This is a genomic window from Streptomyces ureilyticus, assembly GCF_011045025.1.
In the GTDB taxonomy this organism is placed as follows: domain Bacteria; phylum Actinomycetota; class Actinomycetes; order Streptomycetales; family Streptomycetaceae; genus Streptomyces; species Streptomyces ureilyticus.
On sequence record NZ_JAAKZX010000004.1, the window covers coordinates 46,502 to 67,030 of the forward strand.

Annotated in this window: 21 protein-coding genes; 2 read left to right on the top strand and 19 right to left on the bottom strand. The window is 67.1% G+C overall.

Translation table 11 applies throughout. The annotated features are described in order from the left end of the window. The first annotated feature begins 5 nt into the window (after positions 1–5). Positions 6–953, top strand: coding sequence for a DUF389 domain-containing protein (locus G6048_RS02025; RefSeq protein ID WP_165337664.1), 948 nt, complete (start codon positions 6–8; stop codon positions 951–953). Here G6048_RS02025 and glmM read toward each other — a convergent pair. The 3 genes from glmM to rplM form a co-directional block, all read right to left on the bottom strand. Beyond that, complete coding sequence (gene glmM, locus G6048_RS02030; RefSeq protein ID WP_165337665.1) at positions 950–2,311, bottom strand: phosphoglucosamine mutase; 1,362 nt, start codon at positions 2,309–2,311, stop codon at positions 950–952. The two genes, G6048_RS02025 and glmM, sit on opposite strands and share 4 nt — an antisense overlap. A gap of 148 nt (positions 2,312–2,459) precedes the next feature. Continuing rightward, positions 2,460–2,987, bottom strand: a complete 528-nt coding sequence (gene rpsI / locus G6048_RS02035) for a 30S ribosomal protein S9 (RefSeq protein ID WP_165337666.1) — start codon at positions 2,985–2,987, stop codon at positions 2,460–2,462. A gap of 42 nt (positions 2,988–3,029) precedes the next feature. After that, a complete protein-coding gene (gene rplM, locus G6048_RS02040; RefSeq protein WP_033329151.1) occupies positions 3,030–3,473 on the bottom strand; it encodes a 50S ribosomal protein L13 in 444 nt (147 codons plus the stop codon). Positions 3,474–3,763: 290 nt separating this feature from the next. On the opposite strand from rplM, the gene G6048_RS02045 reads away from it, so the two are divergent. Beyond that, entirely contained in the window at positions 3,764–4,633 is an 870-nt protein-coding gene (locus G6048_RS02045) for a hypothetical protein (RefSeq protein ID WP_165337667.1), read from the top strand. A gap of 79 nt (positions 4,634–4,712) precedes the next feature. Here G6048_RS02045 and G6048_RS02050 read toward each other — a convergent pair whose 3' ends face one another. The 16 genes from G6048_RS02050 to rplO all read right to left on the bottom strand — a co-directional run bounded on the left by G6048_RS02050 (position 4,713) and on the right by rplO (position 20,528). Continuing rightward, on the bottom strand, positions 4,713–5,474 hold the full coding sequence (locus G6048_RS02050) for a polyprenol monophosphomannose synthase (RefSeq protein WP_165337668.1): 762 nt from the start codon (positions 5,472–5,474) through the stop codon (positions 4,713–4,715). 74 nt (positions 5,475–5,548) lie between these two features. Beyond that, complete coding sequence (locus G6048_RS02055; protein WP_165337669.1) at positions 5,549–7,447, bottom strand: glycosyltransferase family 39 protein; 1,899 nt, start codon at positions 7,445–7,447, stop codon at positions 5,549–5,551. Next, positions 7,444–9,504, bottom strand: a complete 2,061-nt coding sequence (locus G6048_RS02060) for an ArnT family glycosyltransferase (RefSeq protein WP_235989419.1) — start codon at positions 9,502–9,504, stop codon at positions 7,444–7,446. Before G6048_RS02060 ends, G6048_RS02055 begins: the two co-directional genes overlap by 4 nt. Next, positions 9,501–10,574 (bottom strand): glycoside hydrolase family 26 protein, encoded by a 1,074-nt coding sequence (locus G6048_RS02065; RefSeq protein WP_165337670.1) that lies wholly within the window; start codon positions 10,572–10,574, stop codon positions 9,501–9,503. Before G6048_RS02065 ends, G6048_RS02060 begins: the two co-directional genes overlap by 4 nt. After that, positions 10,571–12,166, bottom strand: a complete 1,596-nt coding sequence (locus G6048_RS02070; RefSeq protein ID WP_165337671.1) for a glycosyltransferase family 2 protein — start codon at positions 12,164–12,166, stop codon at positions 10,571–10,573. Before G6048_RS02070 ends, G6048_RS02065 begins: the two co-directional genes overlap by 4 nt. Positions 12,167–12,340: 174 nt before the next feature. After that, positions 12,341–13,201 carry a tRNA pseudouridine(38-40) synthase TruA gene (gene truA, locus G6048_RS02075; RefSeq protein ID WP_165337672.1) on the bottom strand — a complete coding sequence of 287 codons (861 nt, stop codon included), beginning with the start codon at positions 13,199–13,201 and terminating at the stop codon, positions 12,341–12,343. A 74-nt stretch (positions 13,202–13,275) separates the two neighbouring features. Beyond that, complete coding sequence (gene rplQ / locus G6048_RS02080; protein WP_165337673.1) at positions 13,276–13,830, bottom strand: 50S ribosomal protein L17; 555 nt, start codon at positions 13,828–13,830, stop codon at positions 13,276–13,278. Positions 13,831–13,946: 116 nt separating this feature from the next. Next, on the bottom strand, positions 13,947–14,969 hold the full coding sequence (locus G6048_RS02085; protein WP_003966937.1) for a DNA-directed RNA polymerase subunit alpha: 1,023 nt from the start codon (positions 14,967–14,969) through the stop codon (positions 13,947–13,949). Between the two features lie 124 nt (positions 14,970–15,093). Beyond that, a complete protein-coding gene (rpsK, locus tag G6048_RS02090) occupies positions 15,094–15,498 on the bottom strand; it encodes a 30S ribosomal protein S11 (RefSeq protein WP_003948617.1) in 405 nt (134 codons plus the stop codon). A 69-nt stretch (positions 15,499–15,567) separates the two neighbouring features. Continuing rightward, complete coding sequence (gene rpsM, locus G6048_RS02095; RefSeq protein ID WP_119102568.1) at positions 15,568–15,948, bottom strand: 30S ribosomal protein S13; 381 nt, start codon at positions 15,946–15,948, stop codon at positions 15,568–15,570. 192 nt (positions 15,949–16,140) lie between these two features. Continuing rightward, positions 16,141–16,254, bottom strand: coding sequence for a 50S ribosomal protein L36 (rpmJ, locus tag G6048_RS02100; protein WP_003998809.1), 114 nt, complete (start codon positions 16,252–16,254; stop codon positions 16,141–16,143). 198 nt (positions 16,255–16,452) lie between these two features. Beyond that, complete coding sequence (gene infA, locus G6048_RS02105) at positions 16,453–16,674, bottom strand: translation initiation factor IF-1 (RefSeq protein WP_003948620.1); 222 nt, start codon at positions 16,672–16,674, stop codon at positions 16,453–16,455. 183 nt (positions 16,675–16,857) lie between these two features. Continuing rightward, positions 16,858–17,694 (bottom strand): type I methionyl aminopeptidase, encoded by an 837-nt coding sequence (map, locus tag G6048_RS02110; protein WP_165337674.1) that lies wholly within the window; start codon positions 17,692–17,694, stop codon positions 16,858–16,860. A gap of 121 nt (positions 17,695–17,815) precedes the next feature. Further along, positions 17,816–18,514, bottom strand: coding sequence for an adenylate kinase (locus G6048_RS02115; RefSeq protein WP_165337675.1), 699 nt, complete (start codon positions 18,512–18,514; stop codon positions 17,816–17,818). Then, complete coding sequence (gene secY / locus G6048_RS02120) at positions 18,514–19,827, bottom strand: preprotein translocase subunit SecY (protein WP_165337676.1); 1,314 nt, start codon at positions 19,825–19,827, stop codon at positions 18,514–18,516. The genes G6048_RS02115 and secY overlap by 1 nt, the downstream gene beginning before the upstream one ends. Positions 19,828–20,072: 245 nt before the next feature. Beyond that, entirely contained in the window at positions 20,073–20,528 is a 456-nt protein-coding gene (rplO, locus tag G6048_RS02125) for a 50S ribosomal protein L15 (RefSeq protein ID WP_165337677.1), read from the bottom strand. Position 20,529 lies beyond the last annotated feature (1 nt).

Sequence of the window (20,529 nt, forward strand, 5' to 3'; positions counted from 1 at the left end):
CGGGCATGCTGCATCTGCGCCTGATCACGCCGCCCGACAAGACCGACGGCGTGGTCCGCCTCATCGAGGACACCGTCGGCACCACGCATCTCGTCGTGATGCAGGGCGCGGCCCGCAACCCCGCCGGGGACGTCGTGATGTGCGACGTGGCGCGCGAGGCGGGCGACGAACTGCTGGGCGAGCTGCGGGCGTTGGACATCGACAAGTGCGGCTCCATCGCCATCGAGAACATCGACCTCTCGCTGTCGGAGCGTGCCGACCAGGCGCGCGACGACGCGCCGGGCGAGGGCGCCGACGCGGTCCTGTGGGAGCACCTGGCGGACGCGACCCACGAGGAGTCGACGCTCTCGGTCACGTACATCGCCTTCATCACACTGGCCACGATGATCGCGGCCTGCGGTGTGGTCCTCGACAACGCGATCCTGATCGTGGGCGCGATGGCGGTCGGCCCGGAGTTCGGACCGCTGGCCGGTCTGTGCACGGCACTGGTGCGGCGCACCCCGCGGCTCGCGCTGCGCTCGGCGATCGCGCTGCTCGTGGGCTTCGCCTTCGCCATGGGGGTGACGGTCCTCTTCAGCGACTTCATGGACGCCGTGGGCCTGTTCACGGAGGACCGGCTGGAGAGCGAACGGCCCAACACCGCCTTCGTCTACGCCCCCGACTGGTTCTCCTTCGTCGTGGCCGTCCTCGCCGGCGCCGCCGGCACCCTCTCGCTGACCTCCGCCAAGTCGGGCGCCCTCGTCGGCGTCGCGATCTCCGTGACGACCGTCCCGGCCGCCGCCAACGCAGCGGTGGCCCTCAGCTACGGGGACACAAAACAGATGGTGGGCTCCACCGAGCAGCTCCTGCTCAACCTGCTCGGCATCATCCTCGCCGGCACCCTCACGCTGCTCACCCAGGAGTTCTTCTGGGCCAAGCAGCGTGAACGCAACGCCAAGAAGGCCCAGACTTAACAGCCGAGCGCGGACTTCACCACATCGGCGAGCCGCTCCGCCACCCTCCGCGCCTGGTCGAGATCGGCGGCCTCCACCATCACCCGTACCAGCGGCTCCGTACCCGAGGGACGCAGCAACACCCGCCCGGTGGAACCGAGTTCGCGCTCCGCGTCGGCGACCGCGGCCGTCAGTTCGGCCGAGGTGTTCACCCGGGACCTGTCGACGTCCGGCACATTGATCAGTACCTGCGGAAGCCGTTCCATGACGGATGCGAGGTCCTTGAGCGTACGTCCCGTCTGGGCGACCCGGGCGGCCAGCAGCAGGCCGGTCAGGGTGCCGTCGCCGGTCGTCGCGTGGTCCGAGATGATCACGTGCCCGGACTGCTCGCCGCCGAGGGCGTAGTCGTGCTGCTTCATCTCTTCCAGGACGTAACGGTCACCGACCGCCGTCTGCACCAACGACAGCCCCTCGCGCTCCATGGCCAGCTTGAAGCCCAGGTTGGACATGACCGTCGCGACAACGGTGTCGGAGCGCAGTGCGGAACGCTCCCGCATCGCCAGCGCGATTACGGCCAGGATCTGGTCCCCGTCGACCTCGGCGCCCGTGTGGTCCACGGCGAGGCAGCGGTCGGCGTCGCCGTCGTGCGCGATGCCCAGGTCGGCGCCGTGCTCGACGACGGCGGCCCGCAGCAGGCCCAGGTGCGTGGAGCCGCACCCGTCGTTGATGTTCAGCCCGTCCGGCTCGGCACCGATGGTGACGACCTCGGCACCGGCCCGGGTGAAGGCCTCGGGCGAGACCTGGGCGGCGGCGCCGTGCGCCTCGTCGAGGACGACCTTCAAACCGTCCAGACGGTTCGGAACCGCCGTGATGAGGTGCGCGACGTACCGCTCGAAGCCCTCGTCGTACGACTTCACCCTGCCCACCCCGGCACCCGTCGGGCGGTCCCAGGGAGCGCCGGTGCGGTGCTCCTCGTACACGGCCTCGATCCGGTCCTCCAGCTCGTCGGCGAGTTTGTGGCCGCCGCGCTCGAAGAACTTGATGCCGTTGTCGGGCATGGCGTTGTGGCTGGCGGAGAGCATCACGCCGAGGTCGGCGCCGAGTGAGCCGGTGAGATACGCCACCGCCGGCGTCGGCAGCACGCCCACGCGCAGGACGTCCACGCCCGCGCTGGCGAGACCGGCGACCACGGCGGCCTCCAGGAACTCCCCGGACGCCCGCGGATCCCGACCGACCACCGCCGTCGGCCGATGGCCCGCGAAGGTGCCCGCCTCGGCCAGTACGTGCGCCGCCGCGACGGACAGGCCGAGCGCCAGCTCAGCCGTCAGGTCCGCGTTGGCAACACCGCGCACGCCGTCCGTGCCGAAGAGTCGTCCCACTGGTGTCCTCCGAACATGCTCAGAAATTGCGGCTCAAGCAGAGTGTCCAGGTAAGGCCCTGATAAATGCCTACTTGGCGTAAATGCCACGCCCCGGCGGCACGAGAGTGCCGCCGGGGCGGATGCTGCGTGCAGAGCACGCGGTACGACTAGCGCTTGCTGTACTGAGGCGCCTTGCGGGCCTTCTTGAGACCGGCCTTCTTGCGCTCGACCGCACGGTCGTCGCGACGAAGGAACCCGGCCTTCTTCAGGGCGCCACGGTTGTTGTCGACGTCCGCCTCGTTCAGCGCGCGGGCGACACCGAGACGGAGCGCACCGGCCTGACCGGAGACGCCGCCACCCGAGATGCGGGCGACAACGTCGTAACGGTCGTCGAGCTCGAGCACCTTGAAGGGCTCGTTGACTTCCTGCTGGTGCACCTTGTTGGGGAAGTAGTCCTCAAGGGTGCGACCGTTGATCTTCCACTTGCCGGAGCCCGGGACGATCCGGACGCGGGCGATGGCGTTCTTGCGGCGGCCCAGTCCGGCGGCCGGCTGCGGCTCGCCGAAGCGGGAGGCCATGGACTCCGAGGTGTACTCGCCCTCGACGGGGGCCTCGGACTCGGTGGTGTACTGCTCGATGTCGACGAGCTCGGTCTCGGTCTCTTCGACCGGCTGCTCGGTAGTGGTCTCGGCCACGATTCTCCTCAGATTCTCTTCTGGTCTTAGGGGTGGCCGGACTTACTGCGCGACCTGGGTGATCTCGTACGGCTGCGGCTGCTGCGCGCCGTGCGGGTGCTGGTCACCCCTGTAGACCTTCAGCTTCGAGAGCATCTGACGGCCCAGGGTGTTCTTCGGGAGCATGCCCTTGACGGCCTTCTCGACCGCTTTCTCGGGGTTCTTGTCCAGCAGCTCGTCGTAGCGGACGGAGCGCAGACCACCCGGGTACCCGGAGTGGCGGTAGGCCAGCTTCTGGGTCCGCTTGTTGCCGGACAGGTGGACCTTGTCCGCGTTGATGATGATGACGAAGTCACCAGCGTCGACGTGCGGAGCGTAGATCGGCTTGTGCTTGCCCCGCAGAAGGGTGGCGGCGGTGGTTGCCAGACGGCCGAGAACGACGTCCCGGGCATCGATGACATGCCACTGGCGAGTGATGTCGCCGGGCTTGGGGCTGTACGTACGCACGGTTCGTAGCCTTCGCTTCTTCAGTGAGTGGGTCCTGACAAGGCCACCACGGACGATCACGACAGCCCTGACCGCACGGCGGCGACGCAACCGCATGCAGATCGCTGGTCATCGGCCCCGGTGGACCGGTGTAAGGGCCTCTCACGTGAGAATGAGCAAGCCAATACACATAACGAAGGGCAAGAATAGCTCTGGCAGCCCACACGGGTCAAAACGCGCGACCAGCCGAGAGTTGGCTCTGTTACTGGTGTGAGACCAGTACACCCCCTGTCCCGTCTAAGATGCGCCCCATGAGCTTTGGGCAGGGGGGACCCCAGTGGGGTTCCGGGGGATCGGGTTCTCAGCAGCCGCAGTGGGGCAGCCAGACCCCCGACTGGGCTGCGCTCGCCGAGGCGTCCGAGTCGCGCAACAGGCGCCGCAGGTGGCTGATGGTGGGCGGCGGCGCGCTGGCCACCGTCGCGATCGGCGCGGCCGTCGCCGTGGCCGTGGTCTCGACGGACGGCAACGGCCAGGCGGCGAACCGGCCTGCCTCCGATCTGCCCGCCACCTCGGACATCCCGCCGGACACCACCGGGCCCGAGCCGTCGTTCGCGGAGACCTCGGCGCCTCCGCCGCTGGACCCGAAGGACTTCATCTCCAACGTGAAGAAGGACACGGCTCCGCTCAGCCCGGACACCCTCTTCCCCGGTTCGCGGCTGACGATGGGCGAGAGCCGCTACGAGAAGGGCAAGACCGCGTCCACGAAGGACTGCGCGTCGGCCGCCCAGGGCACGCTCGGCACGGTCCTCACGAAGAACGACTGCACGCGGCTGATGCGCGTCACGTACTCCCTGGACGGTGTGGCGGTGACGGTCGGCGTGGCCGTCTTCGACACCGAGGCCCAGGCGACGAAGACCAAGAAGGACGCCGACGACAAGAGCGTCGTCCAGGCGCTGTCGGGCGACGGCGTTCCCGCCTTCTGCAGCTCGGCGGTCTGCCGCTCGACGACCAACTCGTACGGCCGCTATGCCTACTTCACGGTCGCCGGCTTCACCAACGGCAAGGACGTCACCCAGAAGGACACGAAGGTCTTCGCCACCGGTGACGACCTCGGGGAGTTCACGTTCCGCCAGATCCGACGCCGTGGCGAGGCTCAGGCTTCGGCCGCGGCCAACGAATAGCGGCACCGGCAAGCTGGCGGGTAGCGGGAAGGCGGCGGCCATCCGTGGGCGACCGCCGCCAACCACTGTTCCCAGCCGACTACTTGTGCTTCAGCCGCAGCCGTACGGGCACGACCGCCGACTCCAGCTGCGTACGCAAGGTCATCTTCGACACGCCCTCGGTGCGCTCCTCGAAGCGGATCGGGATCTCGACGGCGCTGTGACCGGCTCGTACGGCTTTGTACTTGAGCTCGACCTGGAAGCTGTAGCCCGCGCTGTCCAGGGAGCGCAGGTCCACGTCCCTCAGGGTCTGGGCCGACCAGAGGTTGAAGCCGGCCGTGATGTCGCGGATCTTCGTGCCGAGCACGGTGCGCGCGTAGCGGTTGGCGAAGCGGGACAGCAGGACGCGGTGCGCGCCCCAGTCCTCGTCGAGCGAGCCTCCCTCGACGTACCGGCTGCCGACGACCAGTCCGACGCCCGAGGCCACGGCGGTGCCGAGCATCCGTGGGACCGCTTCCACGGGGTGGCTGCCGTCCGCGTCCATTTGCACGACGTACTCGGCGCCTTCGTCGACGGCGGCGCTCATGCCCGCCACGTACGCACGCCCGAGGCCGTCCTTCTCGGTACGGTGCAGCACGCTCATCCGGGGCTGCCAGGCCGGCGCATCGGCGTTGTACTTCTCCGCCAGCTCTTCGGCTATCCGGCCGGTGCCGTCCGGGCTGGAGTCGTCCACTATCTTCAAGTGCAGCCCGTTCAGCGGTAGTTGAAGCACCGCTTCGGCCATTCTCGGCAGGTTGGCTGCTTCGTTGTACGTAGGCATCACCACGGTGACCGCCGTGCCCGCCCCCAGGTCGTACGTCATCTTTTCCCTCCCCTTGTCCCCATGCAGGAACCCCTACGGACGCGGGCGATTCCGGCGTCCGTCCCAAAGCCAGCTCAGGTGTGCACCTTGCGCTTGCCGGCGTCGTCCTTCTCCTCGGTGGAGTCGTCCGTCGCCTCGCGTGTCCTTTCGAGGAGCACGAGCTGGAGACTGTCCAGCTTCCGTGTCTTCACGGTGCGGAAGCTCTTCTTGATCGCGGTCGCCGATTCCTTCGGCATGCCGCTGAACGGATTCCCGTCGAGCGTCGTCGACACGAGCCAGAGTCGGTCGGCCTTGGCCAGGCACTTCTCGGGCTGCGGACATTCGGCCGCACCGAACGAGCCCAGCGCCTGCGGAGTGCGGTACATCAGCGAGTCCCGCGGGCGGCCCGCGTCGTTCCGCAACTCGTAGGCCATGGCCCGGCGTTCGACCACGTCACCGTTGAAGACGATGCCGTCGCGCTTGCGCTGCTCCGCCTCGATGACCCGCGCGGCGCCTCGGAAGTCCGACTCCCCCGGCGCGTCCTGGCGAGCCTCGCGAATGCCGGGCCGCGCCTGAAAGACGATCCCGGCGACCGTGGCCACCACGAGCACCCAGCCGAACCCGCGCCGGGCCGCCGCCCCCGTACCGGCCTTCGCCCCGGCCACCGGACCGGCGAGCCGGCACGCTGCCACGGCCGCCAGCAGCACCCACGCGGGTGCCGTGAACACCAGATAGCGCGGCAGGAAGAGATGCAGCTGCGCGGCGGTGACGTACGTCGCCACGGGTGGCAGCACGATCCAGACGGCCAGCGGAAGAGCCAGTCGGCCGGCGAAGAACAACCCGATCGCACCGAGCGCCATCACCGGCAGGGCCACCGCCCAGGAACCGAAGAGGTCCTTGGGGAAGTCGATCAGGTCCGTCAGCCCCGGGTTGTTCCCGGCGATCGTCCCGCTCTGCGACGAGCCCGACACGGCCATGGGGATGACGAAGCACATGCCCAGGGTGCAAGCCGCGGCATAGGCCCAGCCCACGATCTTGTCGCCCGCGCGCCGTGCGATCAGGATCATCACCAGATGTGCGCCGAGCACCGCGAGCGAGGCGAGATGGCTCCAGCCGATCAGCGGCACCGACAGCGTGTAGGCGACCCATACCTTGAACGACGGCTGGTCCAGCGCCCGGGCGAGCAGCAGTGTCGACAGCAGCACCGCGGCCACCGCGAAGGGGTACGGCCGGATCTCCTGCCCGTACCGCGTGGTGAGCGGGACGACGGCGAGGGCGAACCCCGCGAGGACGCCCACCTGTGTGGTGAACAGCCGCCGCCCGAGCAGGGCGAGCAGACCGGCCGACGCCGCCATGGCCACCGCGCCGGGTATGCGCATCGCGGTCGGTGAGTCCCCTGCGACGGCGACCCAGAGGTGCATGAGCACGTAGTACGGAGTGAGCACCACGTCGGTGGAGCGGATCAGCAGGCTCAGGTCGTGCAGCGACAGCGAGGCCGCCCACCAGGTGGCGTGCTCGGCCGTGGACAGCTGCCGGTCGCCGATCCCGCGCTGGATGAGCACGAGAGCGAACACCGTGGGCAGCAGAAAGGTCACCGCGGCGGCGAGCCGGCTGCCCTCCGGCTCGTCGGGCGGCTCTTCGTCGCCCTTGGGCTCCTCCGCCTTGGAGCCCGCCTCGGCCTCGGGCGCCCGGCGCCGGCGCGGGGTCGGCTCGACCGGAGAGGGCTCGGGGGTGTAGGTGTCCTGGCCGGGAACGGCGTACGAGCCGGGGTGAGGGGACGCACCGGGGTCGGCGTACTGACCAGGAGCCGCGTACGCGCCCTGCGACGGGTCGGCATAGGTGCCCTGGTGGCCGGGTTGGGCGTAGCCGCCCTGGCCACCGGTGTACGCGTCCTGCCCGCCGTAGGCGTAGGCGCCCTGACCCGCGTACGGATCATGGCCGCCCTGGGCATCGGGGTATCCGCCGCCGTACGGAGGGGAGGCATTGGTACTCATCGCTTCACCCAAATCCGGTAGGCGTTCTCTCCGTAGCTCGAGGTGTAGGGGAACACGGCGGCCAGCCGGTAGCGGGAGTTGCCCTTCAGCCCCTCCTTGACCGCCGCGTACGTGGCCGGGCTGATCGCGCCGTGCATCACGATGGCGTCGAACTTTCCGTCGCGAACGGCCTGCCGGAAGGCGCCGGCGCCGGCGTACTGCTTGCCGTCCTTGCCGCGGTAGTCCATGAAGTAGGTGTTGTTCCACTGGGTCCAGTAGGTCTTGTCCCGCAGGTAGTAGCCGGGGACCTCCGCCTCTTCCGCGAGGTACTCGCCCTTCTTGTCGACGATCGTGCGCATGTACGCGATCATCTGCGTGGAGTCCGCGAAGCTGTGTGCCCGTTCTTGGGCCTGCACCATGCCGAAGACCAACGTCAGGACGTACAGCAGGATCCCGAGCTGCGGATGCCGGAAGTGCGGGCCGACCAGACGGGCCATGCCGAGGCCGGCCAGCGGCGCGGCGAAGAGAAGACCGAAGCCGACGTGCTTGTAGAGCGAGATCTCGGTCTGGAGGTTGATCTGGTACGCGGGGGCGAGCAGCGTGGTCCCCGTCAGCACCAGGCCGAGTGCGGCGCGCCGCCAGCGCCCCGTGGTCTCGCCGCCGATCCACGGCATCTCGCCCATCCGTGCGCGCAGCACGTACGCGATCGATCCGACCAGCGCGGCCAGGAAGAGGAGACCGCCCCACTCCGCGCTGTGCTGGAGCATCGTGGCCGCGGTGTCCGCGCCCTTCTCACGGTCGGTGGTGGTGGAGCTGATGCCGCCGAGCGGACCGGAGAAGTAGTAGCCGACGGCGAGCAGGGCCACGGTGCCCGCGCCCAGCACCACACCGCGGCCCAGCGCGCGGATGCCGCGGTGCCGATGCGCGGTGATCACGGCGAGGACCACCAGGGTCGGCAGATACAGCCCGGACGCGTACTTCACCCCGAACGCGAGGGCGGCCGGCGGCGCCGCGAGCAGCACCGCCAGGGCGTTCATCCGGTCGGTGCGCACCACCGCCCAAGCCGACAGCGCGAGCAGGAAGACGGCGGCGGCATCGTACGTGGCGAGGTTGCCGAGCACCACTGTCGACTGGACCACCGAGAACAGCGCGGCCGCGCCGAGCGCGGCACGCAGGTTGAACAGCCGCCGGGTGAGCGAGTAGAGCAGCCCGGTGGCCCCCAGCATGAACAGCAGGCTGACCACTCGTACGCCGAACAGGCCGAACCGGTCGTCCACGACGGCCGCGAGGATCGGGTACAGCTTCGGGTGCCCGGAGAAGTAGGCCGCGAAGTCCACCGGCAGTTTGGTGCCGTGCAGCAGGTTGTCCAGCTCGTAGTGGCCCGACGCGATATACAGCGCCTCGTCCTGGAAGGCCGTCCCGCCCAGTCGCAGGGAGAGCCCGGCCTGCACGAGCAGGATGCACAGCAGTATCAAGCGCCCCAGCAGCCTGCTGCGCCGGGTGTCCACCGACCAGGCCGACTCGGGCACTGCGGGCAGCGTGTACCCCGGCTTCTCCTCCTGCGCCTCGGGCTCCGGCTCGACCGCGGTGTACTGCGCGTACGGGTCGAAGGGCGCGTAGATCTGGAATGTCGCCTGGTCCAGGTACTTGGACGTCCGGCCGTTGAACCGCCAGGTGCCGGTATTGGTCAGCTGCCGCCCGCCCGCGGCGCCCTCGTCGTACTCGGGATGGTGCGGGTACAGGGGAGGCGGCGCGTTCTGCACGTACTGCCGCAGGCTCTCGTTCCCGACCTGCCGCTGCTGCGCCTGCGGGTACGACTGCTGGTGCCCTTGCCCGTACGGCTGCTGCCCCGGCTGTGCGTACGCCTGCTGATCCCCGTGCCCGTACGCCTGCTGGTTCCCCTGGTCGTACGCCTGCTGGTTCCCCTGCCCGTACGGCTGCTGCTGTCCCTGGTACTGCTGTTGATTCCCCTGGTCGTAGGCCTGTTGATTCCCCTGCTCGTACGCGTACGGGCGCTCGTGCCCCCCGCCGCGCACCTCCGAGTCCTCCGCCCAGGTGGGCGTGCGTCGCTTCGTCATGGCTTGGTCACATCGAATCCGAAGCTGTCGCTCTGGGCCTGCTCCCGGAAGGTCTTCTGGGACAGCGGCCCGCTGCTGATGCGCCAGTCGGTTTCCTTGTCGTAGTTGAACCAGACGAACCCGATGACGTCGTCGCGCTTCGCGGTCCCCTGGAAGAGGTCCTTGATGTCGGCGGGCTTGCGCTCGCCCGCCTGCGCCGCGGTCTCCGCGATGATGAACGGTTTCTTCGTGAAGGTCCGGATCTGGGTCATCGTCGGTCCGTAGAGCGACTTGTACGTGTGGGGGCCGTACTCCGCGTAGTAGCCGATGACGCCGACCCAGTCGACGTATTCGTCACCCGGCCAGTACGGCTTGAGCTTCACCTTCGGCATCGGGTTGATGACGTTCGGGCTCCACACCCAGATGACCTGCGTCGCGCCCTCCTCGGCGAAGAGGTCGTGGATGTGCTTGTACGCGGCGGTGAAGTCGGCCGGGCTGGTCTTCTTGGTGCCCCACGGGTACCAGAAGCCGTTCATCTCGTGGGCCCAGCTGATCGCCACGGGCAGGTTGAGCTCCTTGACGGAGCTCGCGTACTCGCGAATGTACTTGTCTTCCTTGCCTGCGGCGATGTCCTTCAGACTCGTCTCGAAGGGCTCCCAGGCGATGTACGCCACCGCGCCGTAGTCCCAGGCGTTCTGCACGAGCTCCCGCTCGTACTGGTCGCCCCAGGCGGAGTAGAACTCCATCAGATTGGGCTTCTTCCCGGCCCGCTTCGCGAAGTCCTCGACGGCGTTCATCTTGGCGGGGGCACCGTCGGCGGCCACCCCCAGGTACTTCTTCTTCGGCTCCAGCAGCGGCCGTACGTCGTACGGCTGATCCACAGACTTCGCGGACTCGCTGGCCTCGCCGCCGGCACCCTCGGCGCCTTCCGCCCCTTCGGCAGCGGGCGGCTCCCCCTGGCTGCGCTCGTACTGGTCGCGGCCCTCCTCGGAGAAGGTGCTGCATCCGGCGAGCAGCGCACCGGCCAGCAGTGCGGCGGCGAGCGCCCGCACGGTCCTGAGCGTGTGGACGGAACGTACGGAGAAAGTCATGCGGTCACTTCCTGCGCTTCCTGGGCACGGGGCTGTACGAGGACGCGACCGACGACCATCGCGTAGAACAGCCCGGCCGACAGCATCAGCGCGAAGTCCGGCGGATAGAGGGTGAGCATGCGCCAGGCGGCGACGACGATCCAGAGCAGGGCGGTGCCGCCGGTCCAGAAGATCATGCAGTTCCAGTAGCGGCGCATGCCGTTCTTCTTGGCGCCGTCCGAACCGGTGGGCTTCCAGCCCATCGGACGGCCGCGCAGCACGTCCCAGACCGCGAAGACATGCGACCACCCGTACATGATCCGGACGGACCAGGCCTCGAGCCGGTACGGCGCCCGGTGCCACAGCGGCAGCACCAGCGTCACGTACGCGACACTCGGCAGCACCCACAGCGCGGCCTCGGCCCGCAGCAGATCGGGGCGCAGGATCATCAGCGCGAGCGGGATGACGGGCGCGATGAACGTGGCGAGCGCGGTCTGCAGGTAATAGAGGAAGCCCGAGACGTAGCACAGCCGCGTCTTGAACTTCAGGTCCATCTCCCAGAACCGCTTGCTGGTCAGCAGCTCAAGCGAGCCCATGCACCAGCGGTACTGCTGGTTGTGGAAGGCACCGGCCGTGTCCGGGCACACGCCCGCGGACAGCGCGACGGGCACGTAACGCAGCTGCCAGCCCAGCGCCCGCAGATCGAAGCCGGTGTACATGTCCTCGGAGTGCTCGATCAGCGTGATGCCGCCGATCTGCGCCAGGGCCTCACGCCGGTAGACCGCGCAGGAGCCCACGCAGATCGACCCGTCCTTGTCCTCCCGGGACGTCTGCACGGACCGGTAGAACTGCTCCTGCACCGCGCCGGCCCCGCGCTCGATCCAGTTCTGCCGGTCGACGATGCGGAAGAACTGCGGCGACTGCACGATGCCGATCTTCGGGTCGTCGTCCATGTACGGCAGCAGCTCGTCGAGCAGATCGGCGCGCGGCGCGAAGTCGGCGTCCAGGATGAGGATGTGGTCGCCGCCGGTCTTCTCGAAGGCGTGATTGAGGTTGCCGGCCTTCTTGAACCAGCCCCGGTTGGGCCGCACCACGTAATGGAAGCCGAAGTCGTTCGCCATGGCCCCGACCTCGTCCTCGGCCGCGTCGTCCAAGACGTACGTCTTCACCTCGCCCTGATAACTGGCCGCGAGCCGGTTCACATGGACCCAGGTGTTGTGCAGCACCTCCAGCGGCTCACCGCACACCGGCAGGAAGATGTCCACGCTCGGGTACACGGCGGGCTGCCACTTGCGGACGAGCCGCTTGTGCCCCTTGAGGTCGAAGTCCTTGCTGAGCCCGTCGAGATACAGCGAGATCAGATAGTCCGCGATGATGAACGCCAGCAGCGGCAGCGTCAGCCAGAACCACGGACTCGACGCCGTGAACAGAAACTGACTCACCGCCAGACACGCGAAACTGATCAGCGAGCCGATCGTCAGCACCCACAGATACCGCCGCGCGTACGAGTACTTCTCCACATCGTCCGGCGGCTGCGGCAGCAGCCCATGACTCTGCGGCGCCCGCCTACGACGTCGGTTCTGCGGAACACGAGCAGTCCCCACTGCACTCATGCACAAACCCCCCGGGCTGGTCAGCCCGATACCCCCACCCAAGCCCGACCACTACACATGAAACTCAAAGCCGAGCAGCCGCATCGTAACCGAGTTTCAGTAGGTACACCCGAACATACGTGTTACACAGGGGTTTCCCTCACCGCCGCAGTGGGCATAAGAGCGCCTTCTCGCTCAGCAGCACCCGGCCGCCCCCGGCAACGACCGCCGGTTCCGCGCCTCCTTGTTCCGCGCCGCCAGCAACTCGTCCGCCGGGTACCCGACTTGCTCCAAAGTCAGCCCATGAGGCCGTACGACGTGCACCGCAGAGTCCCGCACCCCGGCAGCGAGCACCTTCCCCGGCCAGTCGGTACCCCGGTGCCCGTCCCCCACGAACAGCAGCGCCCCGATCAACGACCGCACCATGTTGTGGCAGAAGGCATCGGCCCGCACTGTGGCCGTAATCACCCCGTCCTCCCCGCGCGCCAGGCTCAGCTCCTGAAGCGTACGAATGGTCGTCGCCCCGTCCCGTTTCTTGCAGTACGCGGCGAAATCGTGCTCCCCGAGCAGGGGCCGCGCCGCCTCGTTCATGGCATCGACGTCGAGCGGCCAGTCGTGCCAGAGGACATGGCTGCGCAACAGCGGATCGACGCCACCCGGGTTGTCGGTGACGCGATAGGCGTACCGCCGCCAGACCGCCGAGAACCGCGCGTTGAAGCCGCTGGGCGCCTCCCTGAGCGACCACACCCGCACATCCTTCGGCAGCCGCCCGGCCAGCCGCTTGAGCAGCTTCTCCCGATGCTCGGCCCACAGCCCCTCGGGCAGATCGACGTGCGCCACCTGTCCCCGGGCATGCACCCCGGCATCGGTCCGCCCGGCCACGGTCAGCTCGTACGTCGTCTCCCGCGACCGCGTCACCGTACGCAGCGCGTCCTCGACCTCCCCCTGCACGGTCCGCCGTCCCCCGGCCTGCTTGGCCCACCCGGAGAACGCGCTCCCGTCATACGAAAGATCAAGCCGCACCCGTACGAACCCGGGCTCTACCTCGTCACTCACACCTGGTTCCTTTCAGGGACACGAAAACGGGCCCGCCCCCTCAGGGGCGGACCCGCACGACGCGAGGTGAAACCTCAGGCGTCCTTGGACTCGTCGCCCTCGGCAGCAGCCGGCTTCGCGTCCTCGACGACCTCTTCGGCCTCGGCCTCAGCGGCCTCGTCCTTCTTGAGAACGTCTTCCTTCTGGAGGGTGTCCTCCTTCTTGAAGGCGTCCTCCTTGACGGCACGCTTGGTGGCCGCCTCGGCCTCACCGGTGGCCTCCTGGGCCACGGTCAGCGCCTCCACCAGCTCGATGACAGCCATGGGCGCGTTGTCGCCCCGACGGTTACCGATCTTGGTGATACGGGTGTAGCCACCCGGACGGTTCTCGTACCGCGGGCCGATCTCGGTGAAGAGCGTGTGCACGATGCTCTTGTCCGTGATGACCTGGAGCACCTGGCGGCGGTTGTGAAGGTCGCCCTTCTTCGCCTTGGTGACCAGACGCTCGGCGTACGGCCGCAGACGGCGGGCCTTCGCCTCGGTGGTCGTGATCCGGCCGTGCTCGAAAAGCGCCTTGGCAAGGTTCGCAAGAAGCAGCTTCTCGTGCGCGGCACTGCCGCCCAGACGGGCACCCTTGGCGGGCTTCGGCATGGTGTTTCTCCTAGGTGTCTGCCCCGGCCGTATCAGGTACCGAGGTCAGTATCCGAGCAGGCGGTCGCCTGTCGGAGATCCGGGGGCCTCTGCGAGACCCCCGGAAGTGGTACCGATCAGTACTGCTCGGTCTCCACGAAACCCGCGTCCGCGTCGTCGTCGGCGCCAAAGGCGTCGGCGGCGGCAGTCGGGTCGAATCCGGGCGGGCTGTCCTTCAGAGCAAGGCCCATGCCGGCCAGCTTCGCCTTGACCTCGTCAATCGACTTCGCACCGAAGTTACGAATGTCGAGGAGGTCGGCCTCAGAACGCGCAACCAGCTCACCCACACTGTGGATGCCCTCACGCTTGAGGCAGTTGTACGACCGAACGGTGAGCTCCAGCTCCTCGATCGGCAGCGCAAGATCGGCGGCAAGCGCGGCGTCCGTCGGCGACGGACCCATGTCGATGCCCTCGGCGTCGATGTTCAGCTCGCGGGCGAGACCGAACAGCTCGACCAGCGTCTTACCGGCGGAAGCCATGGCGTCACGCGGACGCATGGCCTGCTTGGTCTCGACGTCGACGATCAGCTTGTCGAAGTCGGTGCGCTGCTCAACACGCGTGGCCTCGACCTTGTACGTGACCTTGAGCACCGGCGAGTAGATCGAGTCGACCGGGATACGCCCGATCTCCTGACCGACCTGCTTGTTCTGCACGGCGGAGACGTAACCACGGCCACGCTCGACCGTGAGCTCCATCTCCAGCTTGCCCTTGCCGTTGAGCGTGGCAAGAACCAGATCCGGGTTGTGCACCTCGACACCGGCCGGCGGCGCGATGTCGGCGGCGGTCACCAGACCCGGCCCCTGCTTGCGCAGGTACATCACCACAGGCTCGTCGTGCTCACTGCTCACGACCAGCTGCTTGATGTTGAGGATCAGGTCGGTGACGTCCTCCTTGACGCCCGGCACGGTGGTGAACTCGTGCAGGACACCGTCGATACGGATGCTCGTGACAGCAGCACCGGGGATCGACGACAGGAGAGTCCGACGCAGGGAGTTGCCGAGGGTGTAGCCGAAGCCCGGCTCCAGCGGCTCGATCACGAACCGTGAGCGGAATTCGTCGACGACCTCTTCGGTCAACGAGGGACGCTGAGCGATCAGCATGTTGCGTTCCTTCTGTCAGGGGCGCCCGCTATTTGACGCCCTGATGTGTAACAAGGGTACGGGCGATACGACCCGAAGGAGCCGTACCGCCCGAAATCCTCAAACCAAGCAGCCGTACGTCAAGTCAGACGCGACGGCGCTTCGGCGGACGGCAGCCGTTGTGCGGGGTGGGCGTGACGTCCTGGATGGAGCCGACCTCGAGCCCGGTCGCCTGAAGCGAACGGATGGCGGTCTCACGACCCGAACCCGGGCCCTTGACGAACACATCCACCTTGCGCATGCCGTGCTCCTGCGCGCGGCGGGCAGCCGACTCGGCGGCCATCTGCGCGGCGAAGGGGGTCGACTTGCGCGAGCCCTTGAAGCCGACGTGGCCGGCGGAGGCCCAGGAGATCACGTTGCCGGTCGGGTCGGTGATCGAAACGATGGTGTTGTTGAACGTGCTCTTGATGTGCGCGTGACCGTGAGCGACGTTCTTCTTTTCCTTGCGGCGCACCTTCTTGGCAGCGCCCTGACGACCCTTGGGGGGCATCTATAACTCCTACGGGGAGGTGGTCGGTCCTACAGCGAAGACCGCTGATGAAGCGTTGTCCGCTGAGGACTACTTCTTGCCCGGCTTCTTCTTACCGGCGATGGCGCGACGCGGACCCTTGCGGGTACGGGCGTTGGTGCTGGTGCGCTGACCGTGGACGGGCAGGCCACGACGGTGACGCAGGCCCTGGTAGCAGCCGATCTCCACCTTGCGGCGGATGTCGGCCTGAACCTCACGACGGAGGTCGCCCTCGGTCTTGATGTTGTTGTCCACGTACTCGCGGATCTTGACCAGCTCCTCCTCGGAGAGGTCGCGAACGCGGGTGTTCGGGTTGACGCCGGTCTCGGCCAGCGTCTTCTGCGAGAGGGTCCGGCCAATGCCGAACACGTAGGTGAGGGCAACCTCCACGCGCTTTTCGCGCGGGATGTCAACACCGGAAACGCGTGCCATTCAATGGCTCCAGTTGTCGTTCGGAGGTCTTCCGCAGAACCGGCTCTCAGCCGCCGTACCAGGTACGAACTGAGTCCCCGGCCTCCGACCGGGGGTATCGGATCCTCGCTGAACACGGGATCCGGGCCCTGCGTATGAACATGTACTGCTTGCGTCGCGCGAAGTCTGCGGATGCAGAAGGTTGGTCGTGCGTCAGCCCTGGCGCTGCTTGTGGCGCGGGTTTTCGCAGATGACCATGACCCGACCGTGACGGCGGATCACCCTGCACTTGTCGCAGATCTTCTTGACGCTCGGCTTGACCTTCATTGGGTGAGGTTCTCCGGGTCAGTGCCACCGCACCAGGCGGAGGCGGGGCGCATCAAAAGATCTACTTGTACCGTTGGAGTTCTCTTCCTGACACGTCAAGAAGACTCTCTCCTGGATCGCTCCGGGGAGTTTGACAGGACGAGCCTGTCCGACGACGACCCTCCCGGCCGCCGAGGCAAGTACAGGACTCGCCCAAGCTCACTTATACCGGTAGACGATCCGGCCACGTGTCAGGTCGTACGGAGACAGCTCCACCACGACCCGGTCGTCAGGGAGGATGCGGATGTAGTGCATACGCATCTTGCCGCTGATGTGTGCCAGGACCTGGTGGCCGTTCTGGAGCTCGACCTTGAACATGGCGTTCGGAAGAGACTCGACGACAGTGCCCTCGATCTCGATGGCACCTTGCTTCTTGGCCACGCTTCGCCCTTCGAATCGACTACCTTGATCGACTCCAACAACCGCATGCAGACATGCGGGTACACAAGAGCCGACGAGTCAGTCTACGTCAGGGCCATCGGAAACACGAATTGAGAGCCTGCCCACGCAGGATGATCCTTAAGCGCCCCGTCAGAGGCGCGCCCCTCTAGGGGCGCGGGGCTGTCAGCCCAGCGGATCAGGCGCAGCCACAATCCCGTACTCGGCGAGCTTCGCCTTCCCCCCGTCCGGAGCCGTCAGCACGAGCGGGCCCGCCTCCGTCAGAGCAACCGAGTGCTCCCAGTGGGACGACCAGGTCCCATCAGTGGTGATGACCGTCCAGTCGTCCGAGAGAACCTCGGTCTTGGCCGTCCCCAAGGACACCATCGGCTCAATGGCAAGACAAAAGCCCGGCACCAACTTCGGCCCGCGCCCCCGCCGCCGCTCGACATAGTTCAAGAGATGCGGATCCATGTGCATCTCCGTACCGATGCCATGCCCGCCATAGTCTTCGATGATCCCGTACCGCCCACCACCGGGCTTGGGCTGCCGCCGGATATACGTCTCTATGGCCCGGGACACATCAACAAGCCGATGCCCCACCTTCATCGCGGCGATCCCCGCCCACATCGACTCCTCGGTCACCCGAGAAAGCTCAACGAGCTCGGGCGCATGCCCACTCCCCACAAACGCGGTGTAGGCGGCATCCCCATGCCACCCGTCCACAATCGCGCCGGCGTCGATGGAGATGATGTCGCCGTCCTTCAGAACGACGTCGTCACTGGGAATTCCATGAACGACGACCTCATTCGCGGAGGTGCAGATCGTCGCGGGAAACCCCCCGTACCCCAGAAAGTTCGACTTCGCCCCGTGCTCGTCCAGCACCTTGCGAGCAACCTCGTCAAGATCCTTGGTCGTGGCCCCGGGCACCGCCGCTTCACGCGTCGCCTTGTGAATGGCGGCAACGACAAGCCCCGCCTCACGCATCTTGGCGATCTGCTCGGGCGTCTTGATCTGCACCATGGGGGGCCTGCGCTCTCCGTCTTCTGTGCCACAAACTGGGCGGCGTCACAAAGTTACGTACACAACAGTACGGCCGCGGTGCCCGGAGGGGGCACCGCGGCCGAACCAACAAGACATACGACTACGCGCTCGCGTCGCCCTCAGAGCTCTCGCCGTCAGAACTCTCGTCGTCCTCACGCTTGAGCGCGTCCATCGCCCGCCGCGTGACCTCCTCCACCTTGCCGAGCGCCGAGATCGTCACGACCAGGCCCTGGGCCCGGTAGTAGTCGATGATCGGCTCGGTCTGCGTGTGGTAGACCTCCAGCCGGCGGCGGACGGTCTCCTCGGAGTCGTCGTCGCGCTGGTACAGCTCACCGCCGCAGGCGTCGCAGACGCCTTCCTTCTTCGCCGGGCTGTACACCACGTGGAAGACATGGCTCGAGTCCCTGCGGCAGATGCGGCGGCCGGCGATGCGCTTGACCACCTCGTCCTCGGGGACCTCCAGGTCCAGCACCGCGTCCAGCTCCACCGCGTCGGCCTTCAGCGCCTGGTCCAGCGCCTCGGCCTGCGAGACGTTGCGCGGAAAGCCGTCCAGCAGGAAGCCGTTCACAGCGTCGGGCTGCTCCATGCGGTCCCGCGCCATCCCGATGGTGACCTCGTCCGGCACCAGGTTGCCCGCGTCCATGTAGGACTTCGCGAGTTTCCCGAGTTCCGTCTGCCTGCTGATGTTGGCCCGGAACAAGTCGCCCGTTGAGATGTGCGGGATCGACAGGTTCTTAGCGAGGTACGCGGCCTGCGTTCCCTTGCCGGCACCAGGTGGCCCAACGAGGACGATTCGCATCAGCGGAGGAACCCTTCGTAATTGCGCTGCTGGAGCTGGCTCTCGATCTGCTTCACCGTCTCCAGCCCCACACCCACGATGATGAGGATGCTGGTGCCGCCGAACGGGAAGTTCTGGTTTGCCCCGAACCCGGCAAACGCCATCGTCGGTACGAGAGCAATCAGACCCAGGTACAGCGAACCCGGCCAGGTGATCCGGTTGAGCACGTATCCCAGGTACTCAGCGGTCGGTCGGCCAGCCCGGATGCCCGGGATGAAGCCACCATACTTCTTCATGTTGTCGGCGACTTCCTCGGGGTTGAACGAGATCGCCACGTAGAAGAAAGCAAAGAAGATGATCAGGAAGAAATAGAGGCCGAGGTGCGCCGGAGCGTCTACATCCGCGAGATTCTTCTCGATCCAGGTCTTCCAGCCGGAGGATCCACCGGCGAACTGAGCGATCAGCGCCGGGATGTAGAGGAGCGACGAGGCGAAGATCACAGGGATGATGCCCGCCTGGTTGACCTTCAGCGGGATGTACGTCGACGTGCCGCCGTAGGAGCGGCGGCCGATCATGCGCTTCGCGTACTGGACCGGGATACGGCGCTGGGCCTGCTCGACGAAGACCACGAGCCCGACCATCATGAAGCCGACGGCAACCACGATGCCGAACTCGATCCAGCCGCCCGCGAGGTTGCCCTGCGTCTTGATGGCCCACAGCGCGGACGGGAAGGTGGCGGCGATCGAGATGAACATCAGGATCGACATGCCGTTGCCGATGCCGCGGTCGGTGATGAGCTCACCGAGCCACATGACCATGGCCGTACCGGCGGTCATGGTGATGACCATCGTCATCGTCACGAAGACCGACTGGTCGGGCACGATCTGCGTGGCGACGGGGCAGCCCTGGAACAGCGCGCCCGTGCGGGCGGTGGCCACCAGACCGGTGCCTTGCAGGACGGCCAGTGCCACCGTGAGATAACGGGTGTACTGCGTGATCTTCGCCGTGCCGGACTGGCCCTCCTTCTTGAGGGCTTCCAGACGCGGGATCACCACGGTCAGCAGCTGCAGAATGATGCTCGCCGTGATGTACGGCATGATGCCGAGCGCGAAGACCGTGATCTGCAGCAGTGCGCCACCGCTGAACATGTTGACCAGGCCGAAGATGCCCTGGTTCGCGTTGGCGTTGTCGACACAGGTCTGGACGTTCCTGTAGTCCACGCCCGGGATCGGGATGTGCGTACCGATCCGGTAGATCACGATGATGCCGAGCGTGAAGAGCAGCTTCTTGCGCAGGTCGGGCGTCTTGAACGCCCGGGCGAACGCGGTGAGCACGGTGCCTCCTGCGACCCCCGCGCAACTGCGTCAGAGGTGACGGTCTTGAGGTTCGACGAGTAACGGACAGCTAACTAACAGTCAGAAGCCGCCTGAAGTTCCCAGTGGGGAACACCAGGCGAAAAAGAGCAGTGCTGGCCACCATACCGGCGACACAGCTTTCCTTGGAACGACCGACCGGGGATGCCCCATTTGTGGGGCATCCCCGGTCGGGTGCGCTCAAGTCATCGAGGCGTCCGTGAAGTTCAGACGAGCTCGGTGACGGTTCCGCCGGCGGCGGTGATCTTCTCCTTGGCGGAGCCGGAGGCGGCGTCAACCGTCACCTGCAGCGCCACGGAGATCTCGCCCTGGCCGAGGACCTTGACAAGGCTGTTCTTGCGAACGGCGCCCTTGGCGACCAGATCGGCCACCGTGACCTCGCCACCCTCGGGGTAGAGGGAGGCCAGCTTGTCCAGGTTCACGACCTGGTACTCGGTCTTGAACGGGTTCCTGAAGCCCTTCAGCTTCGGGAGCCGCATGTGGAGGGGCATCTGCCCACCCTCGAAGCGCTCCGGAACCTGGTAGCGGGCCTTCGTGCCCTTGGTGCCACGACCGGCCGTCTTACCCTTCGACGCCTCACCACGACCGACACGGGTCTTGGCGGTCTTGGCGCCCGGGGCGGGACGGAGGTTGTGGATCTTGAGCGGGTTCTGCTCCGCCATG